Source organism: Pseudodesulfovibrio hydrargyri (assembly GCF_001874525.1).
Lineage (GTDB): Bacteria > Desulfobacterota > Desulfovibrionia > Desulfovibrionales > Desulfovibrionaceae > Pseudodesulfovibrio > Pseudodesulfovibrio hydrargyri.
Genome location: NZ_LKAQ01000001.1, coordinates 71107 through 94829, shown reverse-complemented (window position 1 = coordinate 94829; position 23723 = coordinate 71107). Strand labels below are relative to the sequence as shown.

General features: G+C 63.2%; 18 protein-coding genes. 10 read left to right on the top strand and 8 right to left on the bottom strand.

Annotation, left to right across the window (positions count from 1 at the left end; translation table 11 throughout):
* Positions 1 to 5 precede the first annotated feature (5 nt).
* From dnaX to ettA, 8 genes are all read left to right on the top strand, one after another.
* Positions 6 to 1853 carry a DNA polymerase III subunit gamma/tau gene (gene dnaX, locus BerOc1_RS00455; RefSeq protein ID WP_071543766.1) on the top strand — a complete coding sequence of 616 codons (1848 nt, stop codon included), beginning with the start codon at positions 6 to 8 and terminating at the stop codon, positions 1851 to 1853.
* Between the two features lie 23 nt (positions 1854 to 1876).
* The gene (locus tag BerOc1_RS00450; RefSeq protein WP_071543765.1) at positions 1877 to 2188 is read left to right on the top strand and encodes a YbaB/EbfC family nucleoid-associated protein; all 312 of its coding nucleotides are present in this window, start codon (positions 1877 to 1879) and stop codon (positions 2186 to 2188) included.
* A 93-nt stretch (positions 2189 to 2281) separates the two neighbouring features.
* The gene (gene recR / locus BerOc1_RS00445; RefSeq protein ID WP_071543764.1) at positions 2282 to 2887 is read left to right on the top strand and encodes a recombination mediator RecR; all 606 of its coding nucleotides are present in this window, start codon (positions 2282 to 2284) and stop codon (positions 2885 to 2887) included.
* 11 nt (positions 2888 to 2898) lie between these two features.
* A complete protein-coding gene (gene recD2, locus BerOc1_RS00440) occupies positions 2899 to 5109 on the top strand; it encodes an SF1B family DNA helicase RecD2 (protein WP_071543763.1) in 2211 nt (736 codons plus the stop codon).
* Between the two features lie 191 nt (positions 5110 to 5300).
* On the top strand, positions 5301 to 5807 hold the full coding sequence (locus tag BerOc1_RS00435; RefSeq protein WP_071543762.1) for a ferritin: 507 nt from the start codon (positions 5301 to 5303) through the stop codon (positions 5805 to 5807).
* Positions 5808 to 5880: 73 nt separating this feature from the next.
* Positions 5881 to 7566, top strand: a complete 1686-nt coding sequence (locus tag BerOc1_RS00430; RefSeq protein WP_071543761.1) for a 2-oxoacid:acceptor oxidoreductase subunit alpha — start codon at positions 5881 to 5883, stop codon at positions 7564 to 7566.
* 15 nt (positions 7567 to 7581) lie between these two features.
* A complete protein-coding gene (locus tag BerOc1_RS00425) occupies positions 7582 to 8412 on the top strand; it encodes a 2-oxoacid:ferredoxin oxidoreductase subunit beta (protein ID WP_071543760.1) in 831 nt (276 codons plus the stop codon).
* Between the two features lie 40 nt (positions 8413 to 8452).
* Positions 8453 to 10135, top strand: a complete 1683-nt coding sequence (gene ettA / locus BerOc1_RS00420; protein ID WP_071543759.1) for an energy-dependent translational throttle protein EttA — start codon at positions 8453 to 8455, stop codon at positions 10133 to 10135.
* Between the two features lie 347 nt (positions 10136 to 10482).
* On the opposite strand, the gene BerOc1_RS00415 is transcribed toward ettA, so the two are convergent.
* The 3 genes from BerOc1_RS00415 to BerOc1_RS00405 form a co-directional block, all read right to left on the bottom strand.
* On the bottom strand, positions 10483 to 12663 hold the full coding sequence (locus BerOc1_RS00415) for a GGDEF domain-containing protein (RefSeq protein ID WP_242652811.1): 2181 nt from the start codon (positions 12661 to 12663) through the stop codon (positions 10483 to 10485).
* 296 nt (positions 12664 to 12959) lie between these two features.
* Positions 12960 to 15206 carry a carboxyl transferase domain-containing protein gene (locus BerOc1_RS00410; RefSeq protein WP_071543757.1) on the bottom strand — a complete coding sequence of 749 codons (2247 nt, stop codon included), beginning with the start codon at positions 15204 to 15206 and terminating at the stop codon, positions 12960 to 12962.
* A gap of 4 nt (positions 15207 to 15210) precedes the next feature.
* Positions 15211 to 16629, bottom strand: a complete 1419-nt coding sequence (locus tag BerOc1_RS00405) for a biotin carboxylase N-terminal domain-containing protein (RefSeq protein WP_071543756.1) — start codon at positions 16627 to 16629, stop codon at positions 15211 to 15213.
* A 248-nt stretch (positions 16630 to 16877) separates the two neighbouring features.
* On the opposite strand from BerOc1_RS00405, the gene BerOc1_RS00400 reads away from it, so the two are divergent.
* Complete coding sequence (locus BerOc1_RS00400; protein WP_071543755.1) at positions 16878 to 18140, top strand: NAD(P)/FAD-dependent oxidoreductase; 1263 nt, start codon at positions 16878 to 16880, stop codon at positions 18138 to 18140.
* Between the two features lie 267 nt (positions 18141 to 18407).
* On the opposite strand, the gene BerOc1_RS00395 is transcribed toward BerOc1_RS00400, so the two are convergent.
* Both BerOc1_RS00395 and BerOc1_RS00390 read right to left on the bottom strand, forming a co-directional pair.
* Complete coding sequence (locus BerOc1_RS00395) at positions 18408 to 20615, bottom strand: CHASE2 domain-containing protein (RefSeq protein ID WP_071543754.1); 2208 nt, start codon at positions 20613 to 20615, stop codon at positions 18408 to 18410.
* A gap of 161 nt (positions 20616 to 20776) precedes the next feature.
* On the bottom strand, positions 20777 to 21499 hold the full coding sequence (locus BerOc1_RS00390) for a sulfite exporter TauE/SafE family protein (protein ID WP_071543753.1): 723 nt from the start codon (positions 21497 to 21499) through the stop codon (positions 20777 to 20779).
* Between the two features lie 161 nt (positions 21500 to 21660).
* On the opposite strand from BerOc1_RS00390, the gene BerOc1_RS00385 reads away from it, so the two are divergent.
* Positions 21661 to 21843 (top strand): ferredoxin, encoded by a 183-nt coding sequence (locus BerOc1_RS00385; RefSeq protein WP_071543752.1) that lies wholly within the window; start codon positions 21661 to 21663, stop codon positions 21841 to 21843.
* A 72-nt stretch (positions 21844 to 21915) separates the two neighbouring features.
* Here the strand turns inward: BerOc1_RS00385 and BerOc1_RS00380 are convergent, their stop codons facing one another.
* From BerOc1_RS00380 to BerOc1_RS00370, 3 genes are all read right to left on the bottom strand, one after another.
* A complete protein-coding gene (locus BerOc1_RS00380) occupies positions 21916 to 22362 on the bottom strand; it encodes a DUF1499 domain-containing protein (RefSeq protein ID WP_071544476.1) in 447 nt (148 codons plus the stop codon).
* Between the two features lie 65 nt (positions 22363 to 22427).
* Positions 22428 to 23297: a DMT family transporter gene (locus BerOc1_RS00375; protein WP_242652810.1), complete on the bottom strand. Its 870-nt coding sequence runs from the start codon at positions 23295 to 23297 to the stop codon at positions 22428 to 22430.
* A gap of 57 nt (positions 23298 to 23354) precedes the next feature.
* On the bottom strand, positions 23355 to 23687 hold the full coding sequence (locus BerOc1_RS00370; protein ID WP_071543749.1) for an MGMT family protein: 333 nt from the start codon (positions 23685 to 23687) through the stop codon (positions 23355 to 23357).
* Positions 23688 to 23723: the final 36 nt, after the last annotated feature.

The following is a 23723-nucleotide window of genomic DNA, read 5'->3' as shown; positions in this document are numbered from 1 at the left end:
CACCCATGAGCACATCGAACCTCACGGCCAAGTATCGCCCCCAGACCTTCGAGGAAGTGGCGGGGCAGCAGGCGGTCAAATCCATCCTGTCCCGGGCTGCCGCCCAGGACAAGATCGCTCCCGCCTATCTCTTTTCCGGCACCCGGGGCGTGGGCAAGACGACCATCGCCCGCATCTTCGCCAAGGCGCTGAACTGCGTGAACGCGCCCACGGGCGAGCCGTGCAACGAGTGCGACCACTGCCGTCAGATCACCGCGGGCGTGGCCCCGGACGTCATCGAAATCGACGGCGCGTCCAACCGGGGCATCGACGACGCCCGCCGTCTCAAGGAGGACATCGGATACGCGCCCATCGACGGCCGCTACAAGGTGTTCATCATCGACGAGGCGCACATGCTCACCAAGGAGGCCTTCAACGCGTTGCTCAAGACACTGGAGGAACCGCCGCCGCGCGCGACCTTCATCATGGCCACCACCGAGCACCACAAGTTTCCGGCGACCATCGTCAGCCGCTGCCAGCATTATACCTTCAAGATGCTGCCCCAGGCGGAGCTGGTGACCCACCTGGAAAAGATCATGAATCTCGAGGGGCTCAAGTACGAGCCCGGCGCGCTGTCCATCATCGCCAAGCGCGGCGCGGGGTCGGTCCGCGACTCCATGTCCCTGCTCGGCCAGGCCCTGGCCATGGGCGAGGACGTGTTGAAAGAGGCCGACGTGCGCGGCTTCCTCGGTCTGGCGGGCCAGGACGTCTTCTTCGGGCTCATGGAGTCCATGCACGCCCGCGACCTGGTGGCCGTGGGCCACGTCCTGCGCCAGGTCCTGGACCAGGGGCTCGACCTCGGCTTCTTTCTGCGCGAGCTGACCAACTGCTGGCGCAACATGTTCCTGCTCCGGCAGGCGGGTGAGGAGGCGCTGCCCCTGCTCGGCCTGTCCGGCGAGGAGGCGTCCAACTGGATGGGCTGGGCGAACAAGTTCGAGCCCGCGCACATCCACGCCTGCTGGCAGATGACCCTGGACGGCCAGCGGAAGGTCATGACCAGCCTGGAACCGGCCCTGGCGCTCGAGCTTCTGCTCCTCAACCTGACCAGCCTGCCGGACCTGATCAACCTGGAATCCATGGGCCCGCGCAGCGGCGGCGCGCCCAAGCCCCCCATGGGAGGCGGCGGGCGGTCCGGTCCGGCGCAGGGCGGCCCCGGCATGCCGGGCGGGCAGGGGGGCATGCCCCCGGGCGGCAGGCAGTTCGCCCCGCCCCAGGCCGCGCCAAGGCAACCCGCGCCTCCCAAACCCGTGCAGCCGCAGACCGCGCCGCCCACGCGCTCGGGCCAACCACCGCACTACGAGACGCGCGAACCCGGCGGGGCCGGCTTTGCGCAGCCCAGGGCGCAGTCCGCGCCCCCGGCCCGGCCTGAGCCGGAACCCGAGCCCGTCGGCCCGTCCGACGCCACGCCCCTGTCCGAGTCCGCGACGCAGCGCGTCACGGCCGCGTCCATTCCCGGCCCCCGGGACTGGGACGGCTTCCTCAAGTTCGTGGAGGCGCGCAACGGCGAGGCCGGAGTCAAGGTGTCCATGCTCCACCTGACCAAGGGGGAGCGGGACAAGAACGGACTCAAGATCGTCTGCCGCACCCGGACCATGTGCTCGCAACTCAAGGAGAAGTCCACGCTGGCGGCTCTGGACGGGCTGACCAGGGAATTTTTCGGCCCAACGGTTGAGGTTCGCGTGGAAACAGGCGATATTGCCGAGCCCAAATCCGACAGGCAACTCATGGATGAGGCGGAAAACCATCCCGGCGTGATCAGGGTCATGGAGGCCTTCAACGCCCAGATGCTTTCGGTAAGTCATAGAAAACAATAAGCATACGACTCGAGGAGAATATAATGAAAGGCATGAACGAAATGCTCCGTCAGGCCCAGATCATGCAGCGTAAGATGACCGAGGCCCAGGACGCGCTCAAGACCAAAGAGGTCGAGGCGTCCAGCGGCGGCGGCATGGTCACCGTCAAGGTCACCGGCGCCCAGGAGGTGACCGAGGTGCGCATCGAGCCGTCGGTCATGGAGGCGGGCGACGTGGAGATGCTCCAGGACCTGGTCATGACCGCGGCCAACGAGGCCCTCAAGAAATCCAAGGAAATGATGGAAGAGGCCATGAAGGGCGTGACCGGCGGTCTGTCCATCCCCGGCATGTTCTAATTCCCGTCCGCCGTCCGGCGTATTGCGGCGGCCCGGATGTCCGTCCGTGCCGCTCGCTCGCCCCTGGACGGCCGCTTTCTTCAAGGAGTCGCATTGCAGAATCTTCCCGGACCGCTCAAGGAAGTGGTCGAGCAACTGTCGAGCCTGCCTGGCATCGGCCCCAAATCAGCCCTGCGCATCGCTCTGACCCTGCTCAAGATGCCGCGCGAGCGGGCCTCCGGGGTGGGGCAGTCCATCATCGAGCTGCGCGAGCGCCTCTGCCTGTGCGAGGACTGCGCCTGCCTGGCCGAGTCCAGCCCGTGCGCCATCTGCGCAGACGCCTCCCGCGACACCGGGCAGATATGTCTGGTGCCCGAGTGGGACGCGCTCCTGGCCATGGAGGAGATGGGCATCTACCGGGGCAAGTACCTGGTCCTGGGCGGGCTCCTGTCCCCCCTGGACGGCGTGGACCCGGGCCAGTTGGAGATCGACCGTTTGCGGCGCAGGCTGGCCACAGGCGATTTCGACGAGATGATCCTCGCCCTGGGGGCTACCCTGGACGCCGAGGCCACGGCCTCCTATGTCAAGAATCTGGTGGAGTCCGAGTTCCCCGGCGTCTCGGTGACCCGCCTGGCCCAGGGCATTCCCATCGGGGCCGAAGTCAAGTTTATGGACAAGGAGACCCTCAAGCAGTCCCTGGTTCATCGGCAGAAGATGTAACCGGGAACCCCATGAGCGACGAAAATCTCAGCCAGTTGAATGACGTCGAAGTCGTCAGCACCGTCTATTACAACAAGGAAAACGGCTACGCCATCGTCCGGGTCAGGGCCAAGGACGAGCCGGGCCAGATCACCATCGTCGGTACCCTGGGCGAACTGGCCGGGGGCGCGACCCTGAACCTCGCCGGCCGGTGGATCGTGCACCCCAAATTCGGCCGCCAGTTCGAGGTGGCCACCTTCGAGCAGGCCCGGCCCGCCACCGAGAACGGGGTCATCCGCTTCTTGCAGTCGTCCATCAAGGGGGTGGGGGAGAAGACCGCCACCCTCATCGTGGAGGAGTTCGGCATAGGCGTCCTGGACCTGTTGGACGAGGACCCGGACCAGCTCCTGAAGATCAAGGGCATCTCCAAGAACAAGCTCAAGGATATAATTGAATCCTGGGGCCGCCAGCGGGAAATCAAGAACCTGCTGGTCTTTCTCCAGTCCCATCAGGTGCCGACCACCTTCGCGGGCAAGATCTTTCATCTCTACGGAGCCCAGGCCGAGGCCAAGCTGCGGGAGAACCCGTACGACCTGGCCTACGAGATTCGGGGCGTGGGCTTCAAGACCGCCGACCACATGGCCATGAAGCTCGGCTTCGCCCCGGACTGCGCGCAACGGCTGGAGGCGGCCATCGCCTACACCATGCTGACCTCCTGCGAGCGCAACGGGCACCTGTTCATCCCCAAGCCCAAGCTGCTCGAGGACGTGGCCCGCATGCTCGACACCACGGACTACGACAAGCTGGAGCTGGCCCTGTTCGGGCTGGAGGAGAAGAAGCGCATCCGCATCGAGAATCTGTCCGAGCAGGGCATCTCCGAGGCGGTCTATCTCATGTACTTCTTCCACTACGAGAACGAGACCACCCAGCGCCTGTACCAGCTCATCAGCCATCCCACGCCCATCTCGCGCAAGAAGATCGACAAGACCCTGCCCAAGGTCGAGGACAAGCTCGGCTTCAATTTGTCCGACGAGCAGCGCGAGGCGGTCTTCGAGGCGTGCTCCAACAAGGTCTTCATCATTACCGGCGGGCCCGGCACCGGCAAGACGACCATCACCAAGGCGATCCTGCTGACCCTCAAGGAACTGGGCCTCAAGATCAAGCAGGCCGCGCCCACCGGGCGGGCGGCCAAGCGCATGGCCGAGGCCACCGGGCATCCGGCCAAGACCGTGCACCGCATGCTCCAGTTTCAGCCCGAGGGCGGGTTCCATTACTGCGAGGACCAGAAGCTCAAGGCGGACGTCCTGGTGGTGGATGAGGCCTCCATGGTCGACGCCCAGCTCTTCGTCTCCATCCTGCGGGCCCTGCCGCACACCTGCCGCCTGATCCTGGTCGGCGACGTCAACCAGCTGCCCAGCGTGGGCCCCGGCAATGTTCTGGGCGACCTGATCGACTCCCGGAAGGTACCGTGCGCCGTGCTGACGCACATCTTTCGCCAGGCCCAGGAGAGCTTCATCGTGGTCAACGCCCACCGCATCAACGAGGGCAAGTTTCCGCGCCAGCACCCGTGCCCGCCGCCCGAGGCCGATTTCTACTGGATTCCCCAGGAGGACCCGGTCAAGGTCCAGAAACTCATCCTGGATTCGGTCTGCGAACGCATCCCCGAGCGGTACGGGCTCGACCCGTTGCGCGACATCCAGGTGCTCACCCCCATGCACAAGGGCGACGTGGGCACCCAGGCCCTGAACTCGGCCCTCCAGGCCCGGCTCAACCCGAAGGGGCCGGGCGTGCGCGAACTCAAGCGCAAGTTCGCCACCTTCCGCGAGGGCGACCGGGTCATCCAGCTCAAGAACAACTACGACAAGGAAGTCTTCAACGGCGACCTGGGCTGGATCGTGGAGGTCGACTCCGACAGCCACGAGCTCATGGTCGAGTTCGACGGCAACCACGTCCACTTCGAGTCCTCTGACCTGGACGAGCTCGGCCTGGCCTACGCGGTCAGCGTGCACAAGTCCCAGGGCAGCGAATACCCGGCCGTGGTCATGCCCATCGTCACCCAGCACTTCCTGCTGCTGCAGCGCAATTTGCTCTACACCGGCCTGACCCGCGCCCGCGAACTGGCCGTGCTCATCGGCTCGGACCGGGCCTTCAGGATCGGCCTGAACAACGCGACCTCGGGCAACCGCAACACCCACCTCGCCTACCGGCTGCGGGCCATCTTCGCCGAGAACCGCCTCTATTAGCCGCCGTCCCGGTCCAGCCCCGGGATGGATTCCCTCTTCGACACGGTTCGGTGGTTGCAAAACCTCCGAAAAAATGGTGTAAAATGCACTGGCCTTTTCGCTTGTGATGATTATTGTCATTTCTTGGGACAAGGGCGGGAGCACGCCTGGTCCGCATATATGAGAACAACAAATTCAAGGAGATGTCCGTTATGCTCAGCGAGAAACTGGAAGATGCGCTCAATGAACAGATGAATTGGGAAATCTTTTCCGCCAATCTGTATCTTTCCATGTCCTCCCACTTCGCCCACGAGGGGCTGGCCGGGTTCGCCGCCTGGATGAACGCCCAGTACCAGGAGGAGATGTTCCACGCCATGCGTTTCTTCAACTACATCAACAACGCCGGAGGCCACGCCAAGCTCGGGGCCATCGACGCGCCGCAACACACCTGGAAGACGCCTCTGGCCGCCTTCGAGGACGCCCTGGAGCACGAGAAGGGCGTGACCGCGCGCATCAACAAGATCGCCGACCTGGCCGTGGAGGAACGCAACCACGCGGTGGGCATCTTCCTGCAGTGGTTCATCTCCGAGCAGGTCGAGGAAGAGGACTCCGTCAGCGATGCGGTCGGCAAGCTCAAACTCGTGGGCGACGGCGGCGGGCTGTTCATGCTCGACCGCGACCTCGGCACCAGGGTCTTCACCCCGCCGACCAACGCATAATCAGCCGAATATGTCCGGCCGGGGGAGCCAACCGTTTCCCCCGGCCTTTTTTCACTCTCAACCAGGGGACGGTATGCCTGAAAAAAGCGTGAACATCGTCATCGGCGGCGCGGCGGGCCAAGGTCTGGTAACCATCGGCCAACTGCTTTCCAAAGCCATAACAAGGGCAGGGCACCATCTGTTGGTGACCCAGCGATACATGTCCAGGATTCGCGGCGGGCACAATACCTATGCCATCCGCATGGGCGAGGAGGAGATGCTCGGCGGTACCGAGACCATCGACATCCTGGCCGCCCTGAACGCGGAGACCCTGGACAAACATCTGGACGCCATGAGTGCAGGCGCGCTCGTCGTGGCCGGAGACGATCTCGACACCAAGGGGCTCAACGCGCTGCGCATCCCCTACGAGAAGCTCGCGTCCAAACCGCTCTTCCACAACACCGCCATGCTCGGCGTGCTCGGCCGGGCCGTGAACCTCGATCTCGGCATCCTCGAGGAACTGCTCCGGCAGACCTTCGCCAAGAAGGGTGACGAGGTGGTCGGGGCCAACCTCGACGTCCTGCGCAAGGCCTATGCCTGGGTCTCGGACCAGGACCACGATTTCTTCTGCGACATCAAGCCCGGCGGACCCAAGGGGCGGATGATGGTCAACGGCAACGAGGCCATCGGCCTGGGCGCACTGGCCGCTGGCTGCAACTTCGTCTCCTTCTATCCCATGACCCCGGCCACCGGGGTGGCCATGGCTCTCGTCGCCAAGGGCGCGCCTCTGGGGCTGCAGTATGAGCAGGTCGAGGACGAGATCGCGGCCATGAACATGGCGATCGGCGCTTCCTATGCCGGGGCCAAGGCCTTGGTGACCACCTCGGGCGGCGGCTTTGCCCTCATGGAGGAGGGAGTCAGCCTGGCGGGCGTGTCCGAGACCCCGCTGGTCTGCGTGGTGGTCCAGCGGCCCGGCCCGGCCACCGGTCTGCCCACCCGCACAGAGCAGGCGGACCTCAATCTGGTGCTCCATTCAGGACACGGCGAGTTCCCCCGGGCCATCTTCGCCCCGGCCACGCCCGAGGACTGCTTCTATCTGACCCACCGGGCCTTCGACCTGGCCGAGACCTACCAGACCCCGATCTTCATCCTGTCCGAGCAGTACCTGGCCGACAGCTACCGCGACGTGGAGCCGTTCGATCTGGACGATCTTCCCGAGGTCGCCGCGCCGCTGCTCGAGTGGAAGGAAGGCGACTACAAGCGCTACGTCCTTACCGACGACGGCATCTCTCCGAGGGTGGTGCCCGGCTTCTCCGAGACGCTGGTCCGGGCGGACTCCCACATCCACGCGGAGGACTCCTCCATCACCGAGGAAAAGTCCCTCAGCGTGGCCATGAACTCCAAACTGTTGCGCAAGGGCGCCGGGTTGTTCGAGGAGGTCATCGGTCCCGACTACTACGGCGCGGACAACCCCGATGCGCTGCTGGTCTGCTGGGGGGCCAACCTGGGCGCCTGCCTGGAGGCCATGGACCGCTACGACGGCGGCAAGTCCCTGGCCGTCCTGCACTTCAAGCAGGTCTACCCCCTGCGCGAGGAGCAGTTCATGGACCACCTCGAAGGAGCCGGCCGGGTCATCGCCGTGGAGGGCAACGCCACGGCCCAGTTCGCCCAGCTCATCGCCCGCGAGACCGGGTTCATGACGTCCGACCGCATTCTGCGGTTCGACGGCCGGGCCATGACCTGGGAATACGTCCTCAAGGGCCTCACCGACATCCTCTAGACCAGGGAGCGAATTATGGTTTCCATCGAAGAATACGGCGAATACGAGACCGCGTGGTGCCCGGGCTGCGGCAACTTCTCCATCATCAAGTGCCTCAAGCAGGCCCTGGCCGAACAGGACCTCGCGCCTCACGACATCATCATCTCCTCCGGCATCGGCCAGGCGGCCAAACTGCCGCACTACATGCGCTGCAACATGTTCAACGGGCTGCACGGCCGATCCCTGCCCGTGGCCCAGGGCATCAAGATGGCCAATCCGGAAATTCCCGTGATCGTCACCTCCGGCGACGGATGCAGCTACGGCGAGGGCGGCAACCACTTTCTGGCCGCCCTGCGGCGTAACATGGATCTGACCGTACTTGTCCACGACAACCAGATATACGGCCTGACCAAGGGCCAGGCCAGCCCGACCACGGCGCGCGGCCACGTGACCAAGGCCCAGCCCGAGGGCAACCGGTCCGACGGGTTCAACCCCGTGGCCACCACCGTGGCCATGCGCGCCAGCTTCGTGGCCCGCGCCTTTACCGGCGAGCCCGGACATCTGGTCGCGACCATCAAGGAGGCCATGACCCACAGGGGCTTCTCCCTGGTGGACATCCTCCAGCCCTGCGTCTCCTTCAACAAGGTCAACACCTACGCCTGGTACAAGGAGCGCGTGCACATCCTCGAGGATCACGACCCCACGGACTGGGCCGCGGCCATGACCCTGAGCGAGGAGTTCGGCGACCGTATTCCGCTGGGCGTCATCTACCGTGAGGATAAGCCGGTCTTCGGACTCGGCGGCAGGCTCGCGGAACATGCCTACGACAAAAACGACTTGAAAGCGGTCTTGCAGTCGTATACCTAAAACGGCTGCTTACGAAATCCACTTTCAACGAGGTCCATGCATGAGCAACGAAGCGGAAAAGATCATCTACTCCATGTACAAGGTGACCAAGCGTCACGGACAGAAGGAGGTGCTCAAGAACGTCTCCCTGTCCTATTTCTACGGCGCCAAGATCGGCGTGCTCGGCCTGAACGGCTCGGGCAAGTCGTCGCTGCTCAAGATCCTGGCCGGAGTGGACGATCAATTCGAGGGCGAAATCCAGGTCAAGGACGGCTACACCATCGGCTATCTCGAACAGGAACCCCTGGTCGACGAGACGCGCACCGTGCGCGAGGTGGTCGAAGAGGGCGTGTCCGAGGTCATGGCCATCGTCCGTGAATACAACGCCATCAACGAGAAGTTCGCCGAGCCCATGGAGCCCGAGGAGATGGACGCCCTGATCGAAAAGCAGGGCAAGGTCCAGGAGCTCATGGACGCCAAGGGCGCGTGGGACATCGACTCCAAGCTCGAAATGGCCATGGATTCCCTGCGCTGTCCTCCGGCAGACACACCGGTGTCGGTCATCTCCGGCGGCGAGCGCCGCCGCGTGGCCCTGTGCCGCCTGCTGCTTCAGGCCCCGGACATCCTGCTCCTGGATGAACCCACCAACCACCTGGACGCGGACTCCGTGGCCTGGCTGGAACGGTTCCTGTCCTCTTTCCCCGGCACCGTCATCGCCGTGACCCACGACCGCTACTTCCTGGACAACGTGGCGGGCTGGATCCTTGAGCTCGACCGTGGCCGGGGCATCCCCTGGAAGGGCAACTACTCGTCCTGGCTCGAACAGAAGCAGAACCGGCTGGCCCAGGAGGGCAAGCAGGAGGCCGACCGCCAGAAGACCCTGGAACGCGAGCTGGAATGGATACGCATGTCGCCCAAGGGCCGCCGCGCCAAGTCCAAGGCGCGCATCAACGCCTACGAGTCCATGCTCTCCCACGAGGCCGAGCGTTTGGCCGACGACCTCCAGATCTACATCCCGCCGGGACCGCATCTCGGCAAGCAGGTGGTCGTGGCCGAGAACGTGACCAAGTCCATGGGCGACAAGCTGCTCATGGAGGACGTCAGCTTCATCCTGCCGCCCAACGCCATCGTCGGCATCATCGGCCCCAACGGCGCGGGCAAGTCCACCCTATGCAAGATGATCGTGGGCCAGGAACAGCCCGATTCCGGAACCCTGACCCTCGGCGCCACGGTCAAGCTCGCTTACGCCGACCAGAACCGCGAATCCCTGATCCCCGGCAAGACCGTGTACGAGATCATCAGCGGCGGGGCCGAGTTCATCAAGCTCGGCGACCGGGAGGTCAACGCCCGGGCCTACTGCTCACGCTTCAACTTCGCGGGTCAGGACCAGCAGAAAAAGGTCGACGTCCTGTCCGGCGGCGAGCGCAATCGCGTGCACATGGCCCAGATGCTCAAATCCGGGGCCAACGTGCTCCTGCTCGACGAACCGACCAACGACCTGGACGTCAACACCATGCGCGCCCTGGAGGACGGCCTGGAAAACTTCGCGGGCTGCGTCCTGGTCATCAGCCACGACCGCTGGTTCCTCGACCGCATCGCCACCCACATCATCGCCTTCGAAGGCGACGCCAAGGTGATCATGATCGAAGGCAACTACTCGGACTACGACGCCGACCGCAAGAAACGCCTCGGCGCCGACGCCGACCAGCCGCATCGCTTGAAATTCCGCAAGCTCACTCGATAGGAAAACAAAAAAAGGGCCGGTGTTACCGGCCCTTTTTGTTTATTGCCCCGGCCCCCACTCCCCTCCTCCTTTCGTAAACTTTTTGTATACGCATTCGCGTGGGGCAGGATGCGGGGGAGTTGTGCGATTTCGCCTTCGGATATGCGTGGTTACTTAAGAGAAAGGAGGAGAGGCAGGGCAGGCCGGCTTCGTGTGCATTTCGCGAAGCGGCAACAAAAAGTTCTGGAGATTTTTAAGAACCTCTTTCAAGAGGTTCTTAAGCGGGGTCCGGGGCAGCGCCCCGGCCGCCGGAGGCATATACGCCTGTCATCGTCAAGCGGCAGTCTTCAAGTCCTGCTTTAATAAATTCACTTGCACACGGTGTTGTCGATCTTGCCGATGGCGGGCCTGCGGTCGATGGCCACGGAGTTGCCGGGGATGGATTTGGCGTATTTCTTGATGTGCGCGGCGCGTTCGCCGATCTCCATGAGGGAGCAGGGGCCGTCGATTTCGATGACCCCGAGCGAGATGGTCACCAGGGGGTATTTGCGTTCCTTGTCGTCCCGGCCCTTGGCCTGTATCCAGCCGCGTTGCTGGTCTTCGAGGCAGTAGCAGTTCTTGACCAGGCGGCCGAAGCAGCGGGTGATGGACTGGCACAGCCGCTGGACCGCGTCGGGCGGGGTGATGAGCACGAAATCGTCGCCGCCGATGTGGCACAGCCGGGCGTCGCTGGGACCATGCTTGCGCGTAGCCCAGGACATGATGTCCGCGGCCAGCTTGATGATCCGGTCACCGTTCTTGAACCCGTAGGTGTCGTTGTAGACCTTGAAGTGGTCCAGGTCGCCGTAGATGATCGAGAAGGGACGTTTCTGCTTGATGCGCGACTCGACCTCCTGCTCGATGGCCACGTTGCCGGGCAGGCCGGTCAGGGGGTTGGTGCCCTTGGCCATCTCCACCTGTATCTTGGCCAGGACGTTGAGCATGTCCTGGACCGTGACCACGCCGTAGAGCAGCCCCTTCTTGGTCACGATGATGTCGTCGTAGGCCTTGATGTGCTCGCGCTTCATGGCCGTGCGCGCGACCTGTTCCACGGGCATGTCCAGGTCCACGATGAGCGGGCTCTTGTCCATGACCGCGTCGATGGACCGCTTGTGGTACAGGGCGATGCCGAACTGGGAGGAGAGCTGGCGGTTGAGGTGGTACTCCATGACCAGCCCCTTGGGCACGTTGTCGCGGACGACCACGATGTTGGTGAAGGTGTCGTTCTTGCGGAAGAAGTCGTGGGCCGTGGAGACCAGGCAGGACAGTTCCACGGCGTGGGGGGCCTTGGCCAGGTCGCCCACGGGCGGGGAGCAGATGATGTTGTTGGCGATGTCGCCCACGGTCTTGAGGTGGCGGCACTCCTCGTTGACGTCCGGCTTGGGCGCGGCGGGTCGGGCCAGGAAATAGCCCTGGCCGCAGTGCACGCCGATGTCCTTGAGGCAGACGGCCTGGTCGCGGGTCTCGATGCCCTCGCCGATGATCCGGGAGCCGATCTTGTCCGCGAAGACGGCCGTGGTCTCGACCAGGGCGCGTTTGACCGGGTCCTTGTGGATGTCGTCGATGAGCGACTTGTCGAGCTTGATGTAGTCGGGCTGCAGTTCGGCGATGAGGGTCAGGCCAGCGTAGCCCGCGCCCGCGTCGTCCACCGCGATCTGGAACCCCTGGCTGCGGTAGTGGGCCAGGGTTCGGTAGAAGAGGTCGAAGTCCTGGACCGAGTGCTGCTCGGTGATCTCGAAGACCACGTTGTCCGGGGTCAGCCCGTACTTGTCCATCAGCTCCAGGGTCTGGCCGGGAGAAAAGGCCGGGTCGGCCATGGTCTTGGGGTGGATGTTCAGGAAGAGTTTCTGGCCGTCCTTGAGTTCGCCCACGTTGCGGATGGCCGCCTCGCGGCAGAGCTTTTCCAGAGCGAACAGGCGGCCGAGCTCCTCGGCGGTCTGAAAGAGCATGACCGGGGAGCGGAAGGTGGACCCCTCGGGGCCGCGCGCCAGGGCTTCCCAGCCCAGGATGGTGTCCGTGCGGAAATCGAGGATGGGCTGATAGTGGGCCGAAACCCAGCCCTGGACCAGGATGGTGTTGAACCGGCTGGTGATGGACAGCTCGTTCATGTCCAGGGGGCGGCTCTCCATGCGCCGGGCGATGCCCAGGGCCTTGCTCAGGGCCGCGTCCCATTCGTGGTCGTCCTCCTGGCAGGAGACCGGAGCGAAGCCCATGCCGAGATCGATGCCCAGGCCGGTGTGGCGGAGCATGGTCGGCTCCAGGTCCTTCTGGGCCTGGGTCTTGTATTCATAGGCGATGTCGGCCGGGTTATTGTCCTGGGGAACGACGAACGCGGCCTTGCCCGAGGCCGGGCGGATGACGCGGAGATGGTGGGTGTTGTTTCCGGCCGCGGTGGCGGCCAGCGAATCGCCGAGCTCCTTTTCCAGGAGATCGACGAAACTCTGTCCGTACATCTCCCTGAGCTTTGCGTAGTCCCGGATGGTGATCAGGACGAGTGTTCTGGTCACCATGGATCCTGTGGGAAGATTGATCAGCATATCTGCGGAAAGTCCCTTGTGCATCATCGTTCCCCTGTGGCCGGGAGGCGAATCGAGTAGGTTGACGAAGTTGCATGATGGAATGTCATCGCCGTTTCGCCGCTCGCGCGGCAATGCAGGCACCGCCAGGTGACAAGCGCTCCGAATCTGATACATGGGTTGCAGGTTCGGTTGTTACCGGTTGGTGACAGGTTCCCGAATCTTTTGTTTCAGGCACAAAAAAAGGCAGCTGCGGGGGCTGCCTCGTTTTGTCGAACCGTGGGAAGGGGTTAGCGGTAGTACAGGTTCCGTCCGCCGATGGTCAGGAAAGCCTGATGCAGGTTCTTGCGGATGTCCTTGCGGCTCCACACGCCCTGGATGTGGCCCCTGGACAGGGCCTTGTAGCAGTTGTGGTAGTTGGGCGGAATCTCCAGTCCGGTGGTCTCCTTGATGACTCCGGGACCGGCGAACCCGATACGCGAGGAGCGCACCGCGTACTGGTAGGGCGAGCAGCCCAGGAACGAGGCCACGGGACCGGCGTAGGAGTTGGTGTCGTACAGGACGATATACAGGCCGCCTTCCTCGATGTAGCGGCGCACGGCCATGGTCACCCTGGGCATCTGGATCAGTCCGTTGACGCCTTCCTGGATGCGGATGCCCGCCGTGCCGTGGATGTAGGCCAGGAAGGGCTGGTGCTTGGTCTGGGCCAGTTCCAGGGCGCGGATGAACTTCTCGCCCTCGGCCGAGCCCACGGAGCCGCCCCGGAAGTTGGCCACCAGGGTGGCGCAGGTGACGCGCAGCCCCTCGAGGCTGGCGTTGAAGGTCAGGCAGCTGGATTCCAGGCCGGTCTTCTTCTTGGCGGCCTCTATCCGGGCATCGAAGTTGGGGAAGCCGGTCGGGTTGCCCGAGGCTATGTCGTGGTTGAACTCACGCACCGAGCCCCGGTCGAAGACGTTGTGGAGAACCCACTGGTATTCCATGGGGAAGTTGTAGCCGCAGTTGGGACAGACTCCGGCGTAGTCGGTGAACAGGTCCCTGGCCCAGATGTCCAGGCAGCCCCGCTTGCTTGAGTGGGGGCAGGATATTTCGCGGTCCTGACGGGCCTGGGGGCTGACGTAGTCGCTATCGTTGACAAGGGCGGGCGCTTCGGGCTCGGCCTGGGACAGGCCGGTCAGCTCCATCTCCTTCTGCTTGTCCATGCCCGGTTTCACACCGACCTTCTTGAGCAGGCCGCGGAACACGCCGGTGAACTTGGCCGTAATCACGTGGATCTCGTCCGAGGCCTCCTCAACGATGCGCTCCACGCGGTGCTTGAACGGCTTGATCAGCCCGTACAGGATCAGGCTGGCCGTGTTGGAGACCAGCCCGGAGCTGGTGGCGCTGAGTTTTTCCAGCAGGGAGCGGTTGTCCTGAAAGGCGCTCTGGGCCAGGCGGCGGTATTTGCGGAATCGCTTGGCCACCAGGCGTTCGCGGGCCTTCTCGTTCAGGGACCAGCGCACGATGATGTCGGTGTTCTTCTTGAAGTGGCGCAAGGCCAGGGCGCGGAACAGGCGTACGCCGCGTACGTTCAGGGCGACCTCGTCCGTGGCCCGGATGACCTGCTCGCGAACTTGCTTGAAGAAGTCGAAGTGGTCGGCCCGCGCACCCAGCGGCGGCTCCTGGATGATCTCGTCAATGTAGCCGTTCGCCAGGTTGTCCTGGGCGGTGATCTTCTGGGCCATGGCACAGGATTCGATGAGCTCGGCCGGGGCGCGTTCGGAACCTCTGATATGGCCCTCGATGGCTGCCGCGCCCTCGGGCGAGATGACCGAATAGTAGCCGTGGGAGAGCATGAGGCGCTTGTCGGCCATGCCGATGGCCTCGGCTCCGCCCGAGCCGCCCTCGGAGAAGATGGCCACGATGGGCACGTCCAGCCCGGCCATTTCATAAATGTTCTCGGCGATCTGCTGGGCGGCTCCCGGGAAGTCCTCGATGGGGTAGGAGCCCGGCGTGTTCACGTAGGCGTGGATGGGAATCTGCTCCCTGGCCGCGACCTTCATGTACTTGAGCGCCTTGGAGTTGCCCCACGGCTTGATGGAACCGCCGTTGCGGAACTCCTCTCCGTGGCCCTTTTCCTGGCCCACGACCATGACCGGCTGGTTGATGATCTTCTTGCCGCGCCGCCTGGTGATGTAGGCCCGGGCGATGAGCATGCCGGGGTCGATGGAGTGCTCGTCCTGGCCGCCCATCTCGGCGTAGTTGTCGTAGACGTTCTCGAGGATGTCCTTGAGGCTGGCCCGCTGGGGATGGCGGACGATACGTACTTTGTCCATGGCGGTCAGCTGGGCGTCGATGGCGGCTTCCATGGCGGACAGCCGTTTTTCCAGGGATTCCACTGCCCGGATGGCCTGTTCCTCGGAAAGATCGGCGTTCTTTTCCGGGAACGCGCCGATCTCCGTGGCGAACGCTTCCAACTCGGGGCGGGACTTGTTGCCCAGGATCTCGCGGGCGTAGTTGACCCGGCCCAGGAGGGCCTGCAGGGTTTTTTCTATGTTCATAGGCTTAGAATTCGAGGAGGTTGGCGGTTTTTGCGATGAGGAAGGGGATGTTCGACTTCATGTTTCCTCCGGCGGAGTCCGAGCCGTTCAGCCTGAGCTCTTCCAGGAACCGGAGGCCGCGCGCCTTGGCTTCCTCCAGGTCCTTGCCCCAGATGATGGCCAGGGCCAGGTTGGGGTCGTACTCGGTGGGAATCTGGTAGGTGCGGTCCGTGGGCACGTGGGTGTGCATTCTCACCCAGTCGTGTTCGGGCCATTTGAGTTCCTCTATCCTGCCCACCCAGGGGGCGAAGCCGCTTTCGGTGTCCTCGGCGATGAGCCGGTATTCGATGCCCACGCCGTCAAAGGACACGTCGTCCTGGGTGTAGCCCAGGGGATCGCCCAGGCCGATGCGGATCTGCTCACGGACCAGGTTCACGTCCCGGTCGCCCCTGATGGAGCTGATGCGGGCCGACACGCCGTTCTCCACCTGGATGCGGGTGTTCACCTCCATGAGGAACGGCTCGCCGTTCGGGGTGACGATCCACTCCCAGGTGCCCACGTTGTCGTACTTGATCTCCTTGGCGATGGACAGGGAGTAGCCGGTGATGTCGTCCAGCAGCTTGGCCGCGTCGAAGGAGTAGGAGAGTCCCTGGGGCCAGAAGCCGGGGGCCACCTCGATGCGCTTCTGCAGGCCGGGCGACTGGACCGAGCAGTTGCGGGTGCCGAAATGGACCGGGTTGATCCCGGACCGGTCGGACACGATCTGCACTTCCAGGTGGTTGAAATTGAACACGCGCTGCTCGATGAGCACGCCCTCGTCGTTGAAGGTGCGCAGGGAGTAGTTGCGGATGCGTCGGTAGGTCTGGCGGAAGCGGGCCATGTCCTCGCATTCGTCGATGCCCATGCCGCCGCCGCCCGCCGAGGCCTTGACCAGGACCACGGGCCTTTTTATGCCCATCTTGGCCTGGAACTCGAAAAGGCTCTCGGCAATGGCCTCGGCCTCCAGTTCGTCGTATATGGCCCGGTCCGAGCCGGGCACGGTGGGCACGCCCAGGGCGCGGGCGATGCGTTTGGTGTTGATCTTATCGCCCAGGTCGCGGATAACTTCCCAGGAGGGGCCGATGAAGGTCATGGGGCGGTCACGCTGGACCACGCGCCGGGCGAAGCGGTAGTTCTCGGAAAAGAAGCCGTATCCGGGATGGATGGCCGTGGCCCCGGCCTCGTCGGCCACGGACAGGATGTCCCCGGCGTCGAGGTAGTTGTGGATGCGGTACAGGGATTTCTCTCCGCCCAGCCTGCGGGCCACGTCCAGGTGGCCGGACTGGGAGTCCTCTTCGGTATACAGGGCCGCGAAGGGCAGGCCGAGGTCGGAGCATGCCTCCATGATCCGCACGGCGATCTCGCCCCTGTTGGCAATGAGTATCTTGTGTCCGTCTATGCTCACGTTGGATATTCTCGTTTTCTGGTGTGGTTTTAGCGGTGCCCTAAATAGCGTTTCTTCCTCTATCTTGCAAATTTTTTAAAATGGTGTTTAATTAATAAAATCAGATTGTTATTATGAAACAGCCGTTTTAATTATTATCTGTGGATTTTTTACTAAAAAATGTGTAGAAAATCGGTCCGGCAAATTCTGGAGGCCCTGTTTTGCTGGAATTGTCAACGAGCCGGGGAACGGACATGGAGGGATTTCGCATGGATTACGTTATTGTGGGAAACGGCGTTTCGGCCATCGGCGCCATTGAGGGCATCCGCCAGCACGACAAGACCGGCTCCATCACGATTATCAGTGACGAGGCCGTGCCGACCTATGGCCGTCCGCTTATTTCCTATTACCTGTCGGACAAGATCAAGTTCGATACCCTGCCGTTCCGCCCCGAGGAATTTTACGAGCGCAACCAGGTGGCCATGCGGCTCGGCTCGCGCGTCCTGTCCGTGGACGCGAAGGAGAAGGTCCTGGTTCTCGACTGCGGCGACAAGGTCAAGTTTGACAAACTGCTGCTGGCCACGGGCGGCACTCCGGTCAAGCCGTCACTGCCCGGCATCGAAGGACCGGGGGTGCACAACTTCACCACCGTGGCCCATGCCGAGACCCTCAAGGAACTGGTCGACAAGGTCAAGCATGTCGTGGTCATCGGCGCTGGGCTCATCGCGCTCAAGGCCGCCGAAGGGTTCGCCGAGAAGGGCGTGGACGTGACCATCGTGGTCCGCTCCCGGATCATGCGCGCCTACTTCGACGAGACCGCGGGCGAACTCATCGTGGAGCACCTGGAGAAGAACGGCATCCGTTTCATGCAGGGCACGGCCACCAAGGAGATCATCCGTTACGAGGACGGCACCATCAAGGGCGTGGAGACCGACCAGGGCCTGGTCCCGGCGGACGTGGTCATCGTGGCCGCGGGCGTGCGCCCGAACATGGGGCTGGCCATCCAGGCCGGGCTGGCCACGGATCAGGGCATCCGTGTGGACGACTACATGACCACCAGTGATCCGGACGTCTTTGCCGCGGGCGACGTGGCTGAGGCCAAAGACCTGCTGACCGGGGAGTACACCGTCCGCCCGATCTGGCCCAACGCCTATTCCCAGGGACTCAACGCCGGCCGGAACATGGCCGGAGCCCGGACGCCGTACTCCGGCGGCCTGTCCATGAACTCCATCACCTATTACGGGCTGCCGACCATCTCTGTGGGCGAGACCAACCTGGCCGACGACGACCGGTTCGAGACCGCCGTGTTCCTGGACCGCGAGAACTCGGTCTACCGCAAGCTCATCTTCAAGAACAACGTCCTGGCCGGATGCATCCTCATCGGGGAGATCGACGCGGCCGGGTTCTACACCAGCTTCATCAAGAACGGCTTCGAGCTCGACGCGGAAGGCAAGGAGCGGCTCATGGAGGGCGACCCCTCCCCGGCGCTCTGGCCCGACAGCTTCATCGAGGCCATGATGAACAACCCCTAGACCGGGTATCCATACGAATTGCAAAGAGCCGCCTTCAAAGCGGCTCTTCTTTTTTCCTCTGGAAGCCGCAACGCTGCCCCGAACTTTCCTCATTAATTGCCTTACGGAAAAGTCGGCGAAGAAAAGCAAGGCCCACCGCGTCCCTCACCTGCGAAGCAGCAACAAAACTTTTGGAAGGGAAGGGAGATGTGGGTTCGGTGGAAGGGGAAAGGGAAAGCCCTTTACAAAGGGGTTCCCTTTTCCCTTCCCCCGGCCGCCGGAGGCAGCCTACTTCGTCTTGTGCGTGAACACGCAGTCCCAGTCGCAGTCGGGCGGGGCGTCCTTCATGTGTTCGCACCGTTCGAGGTACAGGTCGTAGAGGACCGGTTCGGCCCCTGTTTCGCGCAGTTCGCGGAAAAGCGTCCCGGCGCCGTCGAAGTTCCGATCCACGTAGGCCTGTCGGGCCTTCTCGTACAGATCGAGTTCGGCCTTGCGGGCCTGCGCCTCCTGCAGAGTGTAGACGGTGTGGATGGTCACGGGCGCTTCCTTGCCCTTGACCCGGACGTTGTCCAGGATGCGGAAGTAATAGCCGTCCCCGCAAGCGTCCTTGATGGCCTGGCTGACCACCAGGGTCTGGCCGTAGAACTTGGTCAGCCCCTCCAGCCGGGAGGCCAGGTTCACGTTGTCGCCGATGAGGGTGTAGTCGAAGAGATCGTCCGAGCCCATGTTGCCCACGCGCACCGGGCCCGAGTGGATGCCGATGCCCACGGCGATGGCAAAGCCGTATTTGTCGAGGAAGGTCTCGTTCAGCTCCCCGAGCCTGCGCTGCTGGGCCAGGGCGGCCCGCAGGGACTTCTCCTGGTGGTTCTCGATGTCCAGGGGGGCGTTCCAGAAGGCCATGACCGAGTCACCGATGAATTTGTCAAGGGTGCCCTCGTGCTCGGTGATGATCCGGGTCATGGGAGTCAGGTAGTCGTGGAGCAGGTTGGTGACCTGGGCGGGGGAGAGCTTCTCGGACAGGGAGGTGAAGTTGCGAACGTCCGAGAACTGGATGGTGATCTCCTTTTCCTGGCCTTCCAGAGTCAGGGCTTCCGGGTTGTCCATGATCTGGGAGATGACCGACGGGGCGAGGTAGTGGGCGAAGGCCCCGTGAATGTAGCGCTTGGCGATTTCCTCGCGCCAGAACTTGATCAGCGTCAGGGTAATGAAGGTCAGCCCCAGGGTGAGGTAGGAGTACATGGGCGAAATGAAGAACTCCTGCTCCCGGTAGAAGAACACCGAGCCGTACCACATCACTCCCCCCATGCAGAATACGGGCAGTATGATCCAGGAGGCCCGGGCCCACATGAGCAGGAAGGTGGTCGCCAATCCGCCCGCGAGCATGGCGAGGAATTCCAGGCCCGGCGCCCAATCCGGGACCGACAGGATCTGCCCGGAGAGGATGTTGTCCACCACGGTGGCGTGGGCCTCCGCGCCCGGAAAGCCGGGGTCGAGGGGCGTGGCCCGGATGTCCTTCAGGCCCGAGGCCGAGGTGCCGATGAAGGCGATTCGGCCGCGCAGGGAGCCGGGCGGCAGCTTGCGGGCGAGCACGTCCGAGGCCGAGATGTATTCGAAGGTCCGCATGGGGCCCCGGTAGTTGATGAGCAGCTGCCCCCGGGAGTCCGTGGGAATGACCATGTCGTTGAACCGGATGGACTCGATGCCCACGGGTGACATTTTGAGGACGATGTCCTTTTTCTCCGTGGCCTGCATGAGCGTGGCCAGGGCCAGGCTGGGGTAGTACCGCCCCTCAAAGCTGTAGAGCAGGGGCACCCGTCGGTACACGGAATCCAGGTCCGGGGTGATGGTGATGAAACCGCACTCCGGCGCCGCCTCGGCCAGGACCGGGATGGGGCAGATCATCCCCTTGGCCCGGGGCAGGAAGTCGTGGGGAGATGGCGCGCCCGGTGGGGAGAGCACGGACACCTTGGCGGGCCGAACCCGGCAGTCATGGTCGCTAGGCACGGATTCGCGGCTGAAGTCGAAGCCGAGGATGTAGGGGCCGCCCTTGAGGTTGTAGGCCAGAAGCCGGTCGTAATCCATGAGGTCCCCGGGCAGCCCCGTGAAACCGATGTCGATGCGCAGCTCCCGTTTGACGTCCTCTTTCATGATCGCGGGCGAGGTCCGGTCGGGTTCGCTGAAGATGATGTCCGAGGCCACGGCCACGGCCCCGTAGGCGGTCAGGTACTTGAGCAGCAGGGCCACCCGGTAGCGCGGCCAGGGCCACTGGCCCAGTTCGGACAGGCTCTTCTCGTCCAGGTCGATGATCACCGGGACCCGGGTGGCGGCGGGCTGATGGTATTGGCGGAGATAGTCGTCGTAGATCTTCAGGTTGAGCAGGTGCAGGAACTTCGGCTGGCTGACGTACAGCGCGATCATGATGACCGTCACCGACACGCCCGCCCCCAGGAGTATCAGCTGGTCTTTCTTGAACAATCGTCTCAGCCGTTCGAGCATAGATTCCGACCGCGTTTTTGTGTGCGTGTTCTCTATTATTGCAGATAAACCTCGGCATATAAAGAAAAAGGAGCGCCACCCGCCAAATCATATGACGGGCGGCGCTTCGGCTGGTTCGCTGGTTCGAAAATATGCGTTATCCAGAACGGTTGGAGCGTGTGTTATATGTTTCGATAGAGCATCATGCAGCCGAGCGTAAAGACCAGGGCAAGGGCGAGTTGCCGGTAGCCGTTGTCCGAGAGGCGGTCGTACGCCTTGATCCCGAGGAAGATGCCGGCCAGCAGGGCGGGCAGGCACAGGGCGTAGAGATGCAGGACCTCGCCCGTGAGCATGCCGGACGCGGCATGGGTGGCGATGATGACCACATTGGACAGGGCGAAGAAGCAGGCCAGGGTGGCCTTGGCGCGGTCCTTGGTCCAGGGCTGGAGAGCGGTGTAGACGATGACCGGCGGACCGCTCACGCCCAGGCTGCCGCCGAGTACGCCGGAGAAGAATCCGGCCAGCACGGTCAGCCGTTTGCCGAAGCTCCGGGGCTTAGGCCGGGCCAGGAACTGGTAGCTGGTGAAGGCGACCATGATCACGCCCACACAGATGGACAAACCCTGGGCGGGAACCCGTTTGAGGATGTAGACCCCGAGCGGAATGCCGATCAGACTGGCGGCCAGCAGTGTGAAAGCGGATTTGAGATCAATGCTCTTGCGCAGGCGCAGGCTCAGGTAGATACTGATAATTGCGGCCAGAAGGACCATCAACGGTACACTGGTCTTGATGCCCATGAAGAATCCCAGCAGGGGCAAGGCGATGAGCCCGAATCCGAATCCGGTCAGCCCCTGCAGGAAGGCGGCCGCGAGTACGATGGCGACGATGGCGAGTGTTTCAAGCATGGGCGGTGGAGTACAGCATTTGCCCCCGGCTGCCAACGGCGAATTCACCACCCGGCAAATTGAACGTAAAAACAGTTGCCACAAAATTGGCTCGCAAGGTATAGATATCTACAAATGGAAATTCAGTTTTAACTAATTCCAGTATCTCAGGAGGTTGAGTTATGGCCATTGTTATTGATCAGGATGAATGCATCGGTTGTGAGTCTTGCGTCGAGATCTGTCCGGAGGTGTTCGAGATGGATGACGACGGGGAAAAAGCCACAGTCATCGCCCCGGACTCCACCCTTGACTGCGTGGACGAAGCCATCGACACCTGCCCCAATGAGGCTATTTCCAAGAAGTAGCGCATTACTTGGCACGAAAAAAGACCGCCCCTTGAGAGGAGCGGTCTTTTTTTTTGCGCTTTCCGGAAACGGTTACTGCATGTTGGAAAAGAACATCCGCACTTCTTCAATCTGGTCGCGGCTGTCGGAGAAATCCAGGACTTCGCCCCGGGACAAGGCATGAATCTGGATCAGGCCCGCTTGCTGGTCGTAGAGGAATTCCGCGTCATCCATGGTGCGCAGGATGCTGCTCTTGAACTCGGCGCGCAGGTAGTTGCCCTCGGATAAAAGCACCTTGCCGCCGAAAACGGATTCCACGGCTCTGCCCAGGTCGACCATGACCTTGTTGGGATCGCCCGTGGCTTTGATCGGGTCTATCCTGTGCTTGGCGTCCGTTGCCTGCGAGGAGACGCAGTCGACATTGGCCGGGCAGACGGCGAATTTGCCTTCGGCCATACCCAGGTCCGGGGCTTTGGTGGAGCAGGCGGAAAAAGCGGCCAGGGAGACGGCGATGAGGGTGGTCAAGAGTAGCTGTTTCATGGACTTCAATCTATTGTGAAACCGGGTAAAAAGGCAACCATTTTCCGGCGGGAATCGGACCGGGATCAGCGTGGGCGGGTGGCCATGACCACGCCGGAGAAGATGAGCACGAACCCCACGCCGTGGACCACGGTCACGGGCTGGCCGAGCATGAGCCATGCTCCGAGCCCGCTGAAAACCGGCATGAAGTACTGGAACAGGGCCGTATTGCCCGGTCCGATATGCATTATCGCGGAATTCCAGAGGAAGAAAGCGACCAGCGAGGCCAGCACGCCGATGTACAGGACCGCGCCGAGCACGGCCGGGGTGAAGGTCCAAGCCGGGGCGAACCATTGTTCGATGAGCGCCGCCGGGACCAGGGGGACGGTTCCCAGGAGAAAGGTCGCCCCGAGGTAGGCGTTCTGGCTGATGGTCGGCGGCTTGCATTTGACCAGAATGGTGTACACGGCCCACAGGAACCCGGCGGTGAGCATGACGATGTCCCCCGCACGGAAGGTCAGGTGGACGAGTACGTCCAGGCTGCCCCGGGTGGCGATGGCCAGCATCCCGGCGATGGCCACGGCCAGCCCTGTCCAGCGCAGCAGGGAAATGCGCTCCTTGAGGAAGATGCGGGCCAGGATGACCACGAAGACCGGCGTGGTGGAGGCGAACAGGGCCATGTTCACCGTGTCCGTGGTCCGCGCGCTGACGTAGACCAGGGTGTTGAACAGGGTCACGCCGGTTATGGCCGCCACGGCCAGTTCCAGGCGGTTGTCGAGCAGGGCCCGCATGTCTCGCCGCATGTCCCGTTTGGCAAAGGGCAGGAAGACCGCCGTGGCCGTGAGCCAGCGCAGGGCGGCCAGGGTCACGGGCGGGATGTCGTCCACGAATCCGCTGGCGATGAGGAAGTTGCCGGACCAGATGGTCACGGCGAGCAGGGCGAAGAGGAATCCCAAGGGACGGTTGCCGGGCATAGCGGGATAGATAGTCGAAGCGGCTTGGCTTGGCAACCGCTATGCGCCCGTGACCATTGGATCGAAGGGAGGCCACCCGAAGCGCTCGAGGTCGATGCGGTCCGTCTCGTCGAAGCGCACGCCCTCGGCCTGGAGGAGCCGTTTCTGTTCGTCGTATCCCTGGAGTTCGCCCAGGGATATCCTGCCCTCCCGGTTGATGACCCGGTGCCAGGGCAGATTCTCCGTGCGTGAACTGGTGTGCAGCACGCGGGCCACCTGTCGCGCGCCCCTGCGGTTGCCCGCAAGGGCGGCCACCCGGCCGTAAGTGGTCACGCTGCCCTCGGGGATGGCCCGGATGGTCTCGATGATCTTCTGGGTGAACGGTGAAGCCATGGGACCTGATATACCGCCGGGCGCCCCGAGGGCAAG

Coding starts and splice junctions, on each gene's coding strand:
- BerOc1_RS00415 (WP_242652811.1), bottom strand. CDS start 12,663: ATGGTGACCAGAACACTCGTCCTGATCACCATCCGGGACTACGCAAAG.
- BerOc1_RS00430 (WP_071543761.1), top strand. CDS start 5,881: ATGCCTGAAAAAAGCGTGAACATCGTCATCGGCGGCGCGGCGGGCCAA.
- recD2 (WP_071543763.1), top strand. CDS start 2,899: ATGAGCGACGAAAATCTCAGCCAGTTGAATGACGTCGAAGTCGTCAGC.
- BerOc1_RS00385 (WP_071543752.1), top strand. CDS start 21,661: ATGGCCATTGTTATTGATCAGGATGAATGCATCGGTTGTGAGTCTTGC.
- BerOc1_RS00400 (WP_071543755.1), top strand. CDS start 16,878: ATGGATTACGTTATTGTGGGAAACGGCGTTTCGGCCATCGGCGCCATT.
- BerOc1_RS00425 (WP_071543760.1), top strand. CDS start 7,582: ATGGTTTCCATCGAAGAATACGGCGAATACGAGACCGCGTGGTGCCCG.
- BerOc1_RS00390 (WP_071543753.1), bottom strand. CDS start 21,499: ATGCTTGAAACACTCGCCATCGTCGCCATCGTACTCGCGGCCGCCTTC.
- BerOc1_RS00435 (WP_071543762.1), top strand. CDS start 5,301: ATGCTCAGCGAGAAACTGGAAGATGCGCTCAATGAACAGATGAATTGG.
- BerOc1_RS00450 (WP_071543765.1), top strand. CDS start 1,877: ATGAAAGGCATGAACGAAATGCTCCGTCAGGCCCAGATCATGCAGCGT.
- BerOc1_RS00410 (WP_071543757.1), bottom strand. CDS start 15,206: ATGAACATAGAAAAAACCCTGCAGGCCCTCCTGGGCCGGGTCAACTAC.
- dnaX (WP_071543766.1), top strand. CDS start 6: ATGAGCACATCGAACCTCACGGCCAAGTATCGCCCCCAGACCTTCGAG.
- BerOc1_RS00395 (WP_071543754.1), bottom strand. CDS start 20,615: ATGCTCGAACGGCTGAGACGATTGTTCAAGAAAGACCAGCTGATACTC.
- BerOc1_RS00380 (WP_071544476.1), bottom strand. CDS start 22,362: ATGAAACAGCTACTCTTGACCACCCTCATCGCCGTCTCCCTGGCCGCT.
- ettA (WP_071543759.1), top strand. CDS start 8,453: ATGAGCAACGAAGCGGAAAAGATCATCTACTCCATGTACAAGGTGACC.
- BerOc1_RS00370 (WP_071543749.1), bottom strand. CDS start 23,687: ATGGCTTCACCGTTCACCCAGAAGATCATCGAGACCATCCGGGCCATC.